The sequence below is a fragment of the Acetobacter sp. genome, assembly GCF_047721705.1.
GTDB lineage: Bacteria > Pseudomonadota > Alphaproteobacteria > Acetobacterales > Acetobacteraceae > Acetobacter.
The window spans coordinates 1-8,927 of the sequence record NZ_JBDNXK010000116.1; the positions used below are offsets into that span (position 1 = coordinate 1).

The following is an 8,927-nucleotide window of genomic DNA, read 5'->3' on the forward strand; positions in this document are numbered from 1 at the left end:
GTTGCCGTACAGCACGGCAAGACCGCCTTCCTTGCTGAACGCATGGTCGCCGGAGCGGATCGCACCCTTTTCGCGGTCGAGATCCAGTTCCTTGTAACGGCTGGCCTGCGAGAACGCCTGCGTGGTGCGAACACCTCCGGGAGCGGCCTTGTAAAAGGTACGGGCTTCGTCGGTCGCCGTCTCGCCACCGATATCCCATTGCGCTAGCGCCGCGGCGACGCTTTTGGAATGGACCATCGGGATGTCGCGGTGCAGCAGCTTCATGCGATCGAGCTCGCCCATGATCGCCTGCACGCCACCGGCGCGATGAACGTTTTCCATATGCACATCGGCCTTGGACGGCGCGACCTTGCAGAGGTTCGACACACGACGGGACAGCCGGTCGATGTCGGCCATGGTGAACGGCACTTCGCCCTCATGAGCAGCGGCAAGGAGATGCAGCACCGTGTTGGTCGAACCACCCATGGCGATATCGACGGTCATGGCGTTCTCGAACGCTTCGAACGTGGCGATGGAGCGCGGCAGAACACTGCTGTCGCCCTGTTCGTAATAGCGTTTGGCCAGTTCGACGGCGAGCTTGCCTGCTTTCAGGAACAGTTCACGACGGTCCGCATGCGTGGCGACAAGGCTGCCATTACCCGGTAAGGACAGGCCCAGCGCCTCGGTCAGGCAGTTCATCGAGTTGGCGGTGAACATGCCGGAGCAGGAGCCGCAGGTCGGGCAGGCCGAGCGCTCGATGATGTCGGACTCTTCCTGCGTGACGCCGGGAGCGGCTGCGGCCACCATGGAGGACACCAGATCGACGGCCTTGTCGATCTCGCCGTCCTTCACATGACCGGCTTCCATCGGACCTCCGGAGACGAACACCACCGGGATGTTCAGGCGCATGGCGGCCATCAGCATGCCCGGCGTGATCTTGTCGCAGTTGCTGATGCAGACCAGCGCGTCGGCGCAGTGGGCGTTGACCATGTATTCCACAGCGTCGGCGATCAGTTCGCGCGAAGGCAGGCTGTAGAGCATGCCACCGTGGCCCATGGCGATGCCGTCATCGACCGCGATGGTGTTGAACTCGCGCCCGATGCCGCCAGCTTCCGCGATGGCCTCACAGACAAGCTGGCCGAGGTCTTTCAGGTGGACGTGACCGGGGACGAACTGGGTAAAGGAATTGGCGACGGCAATAATCGGCTTACCGAAATCCGCGTCCGTCATGCCCGTGGCGCGCCAGAGGCTGCGGGCGCCGGCCATGTTGCGGCCGTGGGTGGTGGTGCGGGAGCGGTAACCAGCCATAAAGATGTTCTTTCCGATCTGAAACGAGGGGGGCACGACGAAAACGGCGTGGCTCTTTCAACATGGGGCGTATAGCGGGAAAAACAGGGGGAGTCAGCCGATGGAAAAGAGATTCATCGGGCACCCCCGTTGTGGATGGGCGGGCATTTCGGCCCTGCCATTCGGAAATGCATCAGGCGGCGTGCCAGTTGCCGCCTTTCTTGTAGGCCATGTCCATGTCCTGAATGATGCTGTCGAACTCGGGCGCACGCAGGACCATCACACTGGGATCAAACGGTTTTCCGGTTGTAATGGCGGTGTGCAGACGCCGGTTCAACGCACGGTTGAACACGCCGGGCCCGGTCTTGTAGGCGATATACAGATCCTTGAAGAGGTAGCTGTTGCGGTAAAGCGACAGCATGCAGTCCGCAAGAATGGGGCTGTTCCGGCGACTGCCGAAGAAATCATTATGAACGTAATAATTATCCGTCACGAAGAAGACATGGGACGGCTTCTTGACGGCGTAATCCTCCATGATCTCCGGAGCGGTAACGCGAATATCGGCATCCAGCCACCACCCGCCCAACTCCTGAATCACATGCACGCGCAGAAAATCAGCTGCCTCGGCTGGATGACGGGCTTGCAGGAACAGATCCTGAGCCTCGCGCCCGTAACGCTCATAGAGCCAGTCCGCAGCAGAGTCGCGGTTGAACATCTGAACGTCGAACGCTTCCAGATCACAGTGATAGGCGTAGTTTTCCGTCACTTCTTCAGGCGGATTGCCATCCCAGTACATATAGATACTGGAAGGAATGACCTGCTCCTCACCGGGGCGAGGCGGTATCTTCGCCGGAGGCAGCACGGAGAGAGCGGTCTCCAGATACAGAACGTCCACTTCCTCGCCGGTGTGGAACGCTTCGAAGCAGTTCCCCATACAGGCCAGCGCCGCTTGCGGATCATGCTGCCGCCACGCAATCTCGATACCGCGGATATAGTCGTAGATTGGCTGGGAGAGCTTGCGAAGCTGCTCCAGTTCATCGGCTGGAGGCGTCAGGCCGGCCTTGAGCATGCAGAGCAGCCGCGCCTGCAAGAGCGAGGAAGCGAGCGGAAATTCGCGCGGATGCTTGGAATGAAGATTGAACGCCAGACCGTAAAAATAGGCCGCTTCCTTCACCAGCTTGTGCATATGCAGGATGTTGGCCAGCGCGAATGCGTGCTCGACTGTTCCCGCGCCATGCTTGTGGAAATAGTTCATGGCCTGATGATTGTCGGCGAAGTCTTCGAGCGTAAAATCGGAGGTCTTCTCAATCGGCAGGGTCAGGAAGATGTCGTTATCTGAAGTTTCGGCCGTCATGATCCTGTCTTTTTCTGCCCCGGAGCTGGCCGGAGAGCCATGTTGCTTCGAAGTCATTAAGACCGTCGATATTCAATATTCCTGCAACGGCGTCCATCCCCGTCACTGTATTTAGTTATCGCCTGAAAGACTGAACGCCATCTCCTGACGCAGACGGGCCATCAGTTCTCCCGCAGGGAGAGCACGCGCCGCTCTGCCGTGGATACCGGACCAGAACGCATCGTATTCCGTCACGCCCGAGGCGGCAACCAGAGCCGCCAACTGTTTCGCCGCATCATAAGCGTAGGGGTAAGCAGGAGGTGTCGGACAATCCGGTCGCGCCTCCAGTTCGGCGAAACGCCCTCTCACACCACGAGCCGGACGACCGGAGAGGATTGTCACTATCGCGGTCTCACGCCCTTTCTCCTCCGTCAGTGCCGCCTTCCATGCCGCACTGGCCCGGCTCTCATCACAGGCGACAAAAGCCGTGCCAAGCTGAGCCGCGACAGCCCCAGCCTTCAGCACAGCCGCCACATCCATGCCGGTCATGATTCCGCCAGCTGCAATAAGTGGGAGAGACGACACACGCTGCACTTCCGCCAGCAGCACATGCGTGCCAAGCCTGCGATCCGGTGCAAGTGGATCGAACACACCCCGATGGCCGCCCGCCTCGTATCCCTGCACGATCAGGACATCCATCGCAGCATCAGTTGCTGTGATGGCCTCTTCCGGGCTCGTAACGCTGACGGCCAGCAGAATACCTGCCTCATGAAGCCGATCAATGGCGGCTCTGGAGGGCAGACCAAAGTGAAAACTCAGAAAGGCCGGACGCTCTTCCACCAGCATGTCCAGCATCTCGTCGTGACCAAGAAAGGAGCGATAAAGAGGCCGTAAGGTGGAAGGCGGCTCACCGCCAAAGCGTGCGAATTCGGGGCGCAGCCATGTCAGCCACCGGGTCACGGTTTCCGCCTCCGGCACACTTTCCCGGTGGCAGAAAACATTTATGCCGAACGGACGCCCGGTCAGGGCGCGCGTGGTCTGGATTGCCTCACGCGCCTGTACCACCGTCATCGCGCCCAGTCCGAGGCTGCCCAATCCCCCGGCGTTGGAGACAGCAGCAGCCAGTTCCGGACAGCTCACACCCGCCATGGGCGCCTGAAAAACCGGGATATCCAGCCCTAACTGCGTCATTATCATGAGGCTGCTACGCGCCAGCGTAGCCCCGGGTGCGCCACGCTGGCGACTGGACAGACCTCAGGCTGTGCCGGGACCGAACTCGGCATCATGGTCAACAAGGGGGATCGGGTATTCGCCGGTGAAGCAAGCATCGCAGTAACGCCCCTTCTCCGCATCCCGGCTCTTGTGGCCAAGCGCCCGATACAGTCCGTCGAATGAGATGAACGCGAGACTGTCCACACCGATGAGCTCCGCCATCTTGGCGAGATCATGCTGCGCCGCCAGCAGCTTGCTGCGCTCTGGTGTATCGATGCCGTAGAAGCATGAATGCTTGGTGGGCGGCGAGGAAATCCGCATGTGGACCTCCTTCGCCCCCGCAGCCCGCACCATGTCGACAATCTTGCGCGACGTCGTGCCGCGCACGATCGAATCGTCCACCAGAATGACGCGCTTACCGTCGATCATCGGCTTGTTGGCCGAGTGCTTCATGCGGACACCGAGATTACGGATCTGGTCCGTGGGCTCGATGAAAGTACGCCCGACATAGTGGTTGCGGATGATGCCCAGTTCGAAGGGAATGCCGCTTTCCTGCGCGTAGCCCATGGCGGACGGCACGCCGGAATCCGGCACCGGCACCACCACATCAGCTTCCACGCCACTTTCCCGGGCAAGCTCGACACCGATCTGCTTACGCACATTGTAGACGGGCATTCCGTCCAGAACCGAGTCAGGGCGCGCGAAGTAGATATATTCGAACACGCAGAAGGCCGAACGCTCCCGGGCGAAAGGCCGGACCGACCGGATTCCGTTCTTGTCGATGATGACCAACTCACCCGGTTCGACATCGCGCACGAACTCCGCGCCGACAATATCGAGACCGCAGCTTTCCGACGCAAACACCCATCCGCTGGCGTCGTTGGCCGCACCCGGCAGTTTGCCCAGAACGAGAGGCCGCACGCCCATCGGGTCACGCACGCCCATCACCGCGTCCTGCGACAGGACGACAAGGGAATAGGCCCCCTGCACCTGTTTCAGTGCGTCGATCAGGCGGTCTTCGACCGTTGCATAAAGCGAGATGGCGATCAGATGAATGAAGACTTCGGAGTCCGTGGTGGACTGGAACAGACAGCCACGCCGGATCAGCGCCCGCCGCAGGCCGTGCGCGTTGGTCAGGTTGCCGTTATGGGCGACGCCCAGGCCGCCGAATTCGAATTCCGCGAAGAGAGGCTGCACGTTGCGCAGCAGGGTATCGCCCGTAGTGGAATAACGGTTGTGACCGATGGCGCAGTCGCCCGGCAATCCGGCCATGACACGCGGATCGCTGAAGACGTCCCCCACCAGACCGAGGCCGCGATGGGAATGGAAGCGCGCGCCATCATAGCTGAGGATACCGGACGCTTCCTGTCCGCGATGCTGAAGGGCATGCAGTCCCAGTGCCGTGATCGCCGAAGCATCGGGGGTATTCCAGACCCCGAAGACGGCGCACTCCTCGTGAAACTTGTCATCCCCCTCCTGACGGTCGCCGTCCCACGGATGGGTGGTTACAGACGGTTGCGGGAGAGAAAACAGTTCGGACATGAGTTTTTGATCCTTAGCCCTGTCACCTGTCGCACATCTCCCGGCACGCCAGCCTGTCAGGGGTTCTCGCGGTAAGCCTCGTCGGCCGCATCAGCGGGCCCGGGGTGGTCATGACGCGAGCCAGCCGCTCGCGCAAGGTCTTCGGGCACAAATGTCGACATCAAAGGCGCCATGTAAGAAAGAGCCGTGGTGATTCCGGAAACTGAAGACCCGTCCGTTTCCATGTCGGGACGGGTGGTATCCTGCGTGGTCGCGTTCACCCATCCCGTCATCATATAGAAAGTGATGATGACCGCGCCGCCGCGCAAGGCCCCGAATCCGCTCCCCAATACTTTGTCAGCATCCCCGAGAATGGATTTACGCACGAAGTGAGACACAATACTCGTTACGACGGCTCCAAGCGCCAATCCACCGAACAGCAGCACGCCAAAGGCCACTCCGCCCGCCATTTCCTGAGGCTGCAATGTCTGGAAGTTCGATTGAGCGAAGGTGTGATAGTATTTCGTCGCTACGAATGCGGCACCGATCCAGCTGACGACTCCCAGAACTTCCCGCGAAAACCCTCTGCGAAAACCGCGGACAATCGACAGAAGCAGCACGATCTCCACGGCGATGGCAGGCAGAGAGATGGGGGACCGCTGGACAGTGTTCAATGCTGCCCACGCCGCTTTCTGGACTGCCGGCCCATGCGGCACACGTTCCATGATCAGGGACGAAAGATCCATCACTCGCACTCAGTCCGGCATCCATACACGATGCCGATCTCTTTGCCCTTGGCCAGATTCGGCTTGATCTTCCCGCCCGGAAACTTCGGTCAGTCGCGTGACCTAGCCAAACATTCCTGAACACAATCTTAAATCAGGAACAGATGGCAATTTCAGGACAGGATATCCGTGTTCTGTTTATCAGAGAACGGGCTCAGGGCAACTTGCTCGTGGCGACCCGCCACGCCGCCTTCCGCCGCCCCTTCAGCCGCCCCGGCGCCCGACTCATCTGGTGGCAAAGTTCGCCCACTTCAATGCGCCCGTGCAGTTCGATCCACACTGCCTCGGCATCGATCCCCTGATCTTCCCACAGCGCCAGAAGTTCGCACACAAAACCGGCGCTGCTGGTGATGACGGTTTCCCGATCTTTAGTAATGGCGGCCATGGCGCACTGTGCCATCAGCCCACCCATGGCCAGAGCCACACTCCGCGTTTCCTCGGGCTGCGGCGGCACGGGCTCCTTTTCCCTGTCGCAGGGCAAAATGGCAGCGAGCGTTTCGGCTGCACCGGGGGTGTAGGCTGTCATTCTCTCATCATGAAGAGGTTGCCTCTCTCTCGTCAATCATACCAGACACGCAACAATCTTTGCATTGGGCCAATTTCGGCTTTTGTTACGTTTTTTCGAACCAAATCTGGCCAAAAATAGGTTTTTAAGCGGTTTAAAATATGTACCCAATATACACTTTAATTCCCTTTTACCCTCCGTCATGAGACCGTGTCTGCAACGGCGCAGCATGAGCGGGGTTGCCCTTGCAGACGCAACCCAGACATCACTGAAAAACTGTTCTACCCTTGAAGCCTCATGCCATCAGGCCCATTCTTCTGCACAGTATAACATTCTGTCTTCAGGAGAATTACCATGTCCTATGCCCTGCTTGATGCAGCCCGTGTTTCCAAAGCCGCCAAGACTTCTCTCGACGTTCTGAAGGCCGCCAATGAAACATCCGAGGCACATCAGCGTAAGACAATCATGGTGGAACGTATTGCCGCTCTGGCTCAGGCCGCATCGGAATCCCCCAAGAACGACGGCGTTACCCTCACATCCGAAGAGTTCTGGCTGATCAGCCTCAACTGGTAAGCAGACCCGACGCAACAATACGACAGGAGCTCTCCCATGGCTTTCACAGTGAGCAGCCCCGCCTTTCATAATGGCGATGTCATGCCGCAGGCTCAGGTTTATTCTGGCATGGGGCAGACGGGGGGCAATCTTTCTCCACCGCTGGTATGGGAAGGCGCTCCTGCCGGGACGAAAAGCTTCGTTGTCACACTCTATGACCCGGATGCTCCCACCGGTTCCGGGTGGTGGCACTGGGTGGTCGCCAATATTCCGGCAAGCGTGACATCGCTGCCGGAAGGCGCTGGCTCCGGAAAAGAGGGACTGCCAGAAGGCGCACTCCAGGTCCGCACCGATTTCGGAACGCCGGGTTATGGTGGTGCAGCTCCCCCACCGGGGCGCGTGCATCGTTACATCTTCACTGTGACGGCGCTTGATGTGCCAAAACTGGAAGTTTCCGCGGATTCGAGCCCCGCGCTGGTGGGCTTCATGGTCAACCATCACCGGCTGGCCTCGGCCTCTCTCACCGTTCTCTATGGTTCCGGCTCAAAATAGCCGTCATTTCCTGAGATGAACTCTCTGTAAACGGGCTTGTGGTTTGCAGGCTCTGCACCCACTCTAGGAAGTGGGTCAATCGGTATGGCCATGTAGGGGTTGAGTAACATGAACGACCAGGAACGCGACCTGATTTCGAAATTCATCGCGCGGGTAGGCGGCGGTGCGCAGCAGGGCGGCTTTGGAAGCGTCCCGGCGACAAATCCATCCCTGCCACCGATTGATCCGGAAGCAGACCGCTTCATCGCCGAGAATTTCCAGAAATATCCGGAAGCCCGCTACCGGATCACGCAGATGGCTGTGGTGCAGGAAGCTGCCCTCGTTGAGGCGCAGAACCGCATTCGCGAACTTCAGTTCCAGCTTCAGCAGGCGCAACAGGCGTTGCAGCAGGCCCAGCAGTCCAAAGGGTCTTCTGGCGGCTTCCTCGGCGGCCTGTTTGGCGGTGGTCAACAGCGCGCGCAGGCGGCTCCTCCTCCGGGATGGGGTGGCCAGCAGGGTTATCCGCAGCAGCCGCAGATGCAGCCGCTGCCCCCGGGCTTTCAGCCGGGCATGTTCCGCCAAGGCGGCACCGGCTTCCTTGGATCGGCCCTTACAACGGCGGCTGGCGTGGCTGGCGGCATGATGGCGGCCAATGCGCTCGAAGGTCTGTTCAGCGACCATCATGGCGTTGGCGGCGAGGCCGCTGGTGGCTGGGGCGCAGGTGCACCCGACACGACGGTGGTGAACAACTATTATGGTGACAATGCCGGTGCGGGCGTTGCCGATCCGTTTGCTGGAGCAGGCACTACTGCCGATTCGAATTTTGACGCAGGTGGCGACACCGGCGGCGGTTGGGGTGGCGATTATTGTGGTGGCGATTGTGGTGGTGGGGACGACCAGTCCTTCTGATCCCGCGGCTACTGCAGGCCCGGCTGTCGAAAGGCAGTCGGGCTTTTTTTTGGCTGTCGCCGCACAAGCTGTTTCAGACAAAAAAGGACTGCTATTTCCAGAAAACGGACCAGTGCCTGTTATGGCATCTATTGGAAAAATGAATTATCCGGTTCCTGTAAAAATCGATAAGTACAATGTTGCTTTCCGCCTACCCTTGTCATGAAAACATTCTGACAAATTCTTGATATTTGTTGGCTGACGACAAAATGTGATGACAGAAAGCCTCTAAAAATTCTATACCGAGATATGCAAAATTTGCATAATTCTTATC

9 protein-coding genes are annotated in these 8,927 nt (G+C 59.4%); 3 read left to right on the plus strand and 6 right to left on the minus strand.

Annotated elements, in window-relative coordinates:
* From ilvD to ABF824_RS14580, 6 genes are all read right to left on the minus strand, one after another.
* A partial coding sequence (gene ilvD, locus ABF824_RS14555; protein ID WP_415489725.1) for a dihydroxy-acid dehydratase occupies positions 1–1,287 on the minus strand: 1,287 nt, incomplete at its 3' end.
* 172 nt (positions 1,288–1,459) lie between these two features.
* On the minus strand, positions 1,460–2,620 hold the full coding sequence (locus tag ABF824_RS14560; protein ID WP_415489726.1) for a hypothetical protein: 1,161 nt from the start codon (positions 2,618–2,620) through the stop codon (positions 1,460–1,462).
* A gap of 111 nt (positions 2,621–2,731) precedes the next feature.
* Positions 2,732–3,790 (minus strand): NAD(P)H-dependent flavin oxidoreductase, encoded by a 1,059-nt coding sequence (locus ABF824_RS14565; RefSeq protein ID WP_415489727.1) that lies wholly within the window; start codon positions 3,788–3,790, stop codon positions 2,732–2,734.
* A gap of 63 nt (positions 3,791–3,853) precedes the next feature.
* On the minus strand, positions 3,854–5,353 hold the full coding sequence (gene purF / locus ABF824_RS14570; protein WP_415489728.1) for an amidophosphoribosyltransferase: 1,500 nt from the start codon (positions 5,351–5,353) through the stop codon (positions 3,854–3,856).
* 56 nt (positions 5,354–5,409) lie between these two features.
* On the minus strand, positions 5,410–6,078 hold the full coding sequence (locus tag ABF824_RS14575) for a CvpA family protein (protein ID WP_415489729.1): 669 nt from the start codon (positions 6,076–6,078) through the stop codon (positions 5,410–5,412).
* Positions 6,079–6,271: 193 nt separating this feature from the next.
* Positions 6,272–6,643 (minus strand): phosphoribosyl-ATP pyrophosphatase, encoded by a 372-nt coding sequence (locus ABF824_RS14580; protein WP_415489730.1) that lies wholly within the window; start codon positions 6,641–6,643, stop codon positions 6,272–6,274.
* Positions 6,644–6,976: 333 nt separating this feature from the next.
* On the opposite strand from ABF824_RS14580, the gene ABF824_RS14585 reads away from it, so the two are divergent.
* From ABF824_RS14585 to ABF824_RS14595, 3 genes are all read left to right on the plus strand, one after another.
* Complete coding sequence (locus ABF824_RS14585) at positions 6,977–7,195, plus strand: hypothetical protein (protein ID WP_415489731.1); 219 nt, start codon at positions 6,977–6,979, stop codon at positions 7,193–7,195.
* A gap of 36 nt (positions 7,196–7,231) precedes the next feature.
* Positions 7,232–7,726, plus strand: a complete 495-nt coding sequence (locus ABF824_RS14590) for a kinase inhibitor (RefSeq protein ID WP_415489732.1) — start codon at positions 7,232–7,234, stop codon at positions 7,724–7,726.
* A 108-nt stretch (positions 7,727–7,834) separates the two neighbouring features.
* A complete protein-coding gene (locus ABF824_RS14595) occupies positions 7,835–8,614 on the plus strand; it encodes a DUF2076 domain-containing protein (RefSeq protein ID WP_415489733.1) in 780 nt (259 codons plus the stop codon).
* The last annotated feature ends 313 nt before the right edge of the window (positions 8,615–8,927 follow it).

Bases quoted from the DNA above. Each gene is read 5' to 3' on its own strand.
- ABF824_RS14575 (WP_415489729.1), bottom strand. From the start codon at position 6,078: ATGGATCTTTCGTCCCTGATCATGGAACGTGTGCCGCATGGGCCGGCA.
- ABF824_RS14580 (WP_415489730.1), bottom strand. From the start codon at position 6,643: ATGACAGCCTACACCCCCGGTGCAGCCGAAACGCTCGCTGCCATTTTG.
- ABF824_RS14595 (WP_415489733.1), top strand. From the start codon at position 7,835: ATGAACGACCAGGAACGCGACCTGATTTCGAAATTCATCGCGCGGGTA.
- purF (WP_415489728.1), bottom strand. From the start codon at position 5,353: ATGTCCGAACTGTTTTCTCTCCCGCAACCGTCTGTAACCACCCATCCG.
- ABF824_RS14590 (WP_415489732.1), top strand. From the start codon at position 7,232: ATGGCTTTCACAGTGAGCAGCCCCGCCTTTCATAATGGCGATGTCATG.
- ABF824_RS14560 (WP_415489726.1), bottom strand. From the start codon at position 2,620: ATGACGGCCGAAACTTCAGATAACGACATCTTCCTGACCCTGCCGATT.
- ABF824_RS14585 (WP_415489731.1), top strand. From the start codon at position 6,977: ATGTCCTATGCCCTGCTTGATGCAGCCCGTGTTTCCAAAGCCGCCAAG.
- ABF824_RS14565 (WP_415489727.1), bottom strand. From the start codon at position 3,790: ATGACGCAGTTAGGGCTGGATATCCCGGTTTTTCAGGCGCCCATGGCG.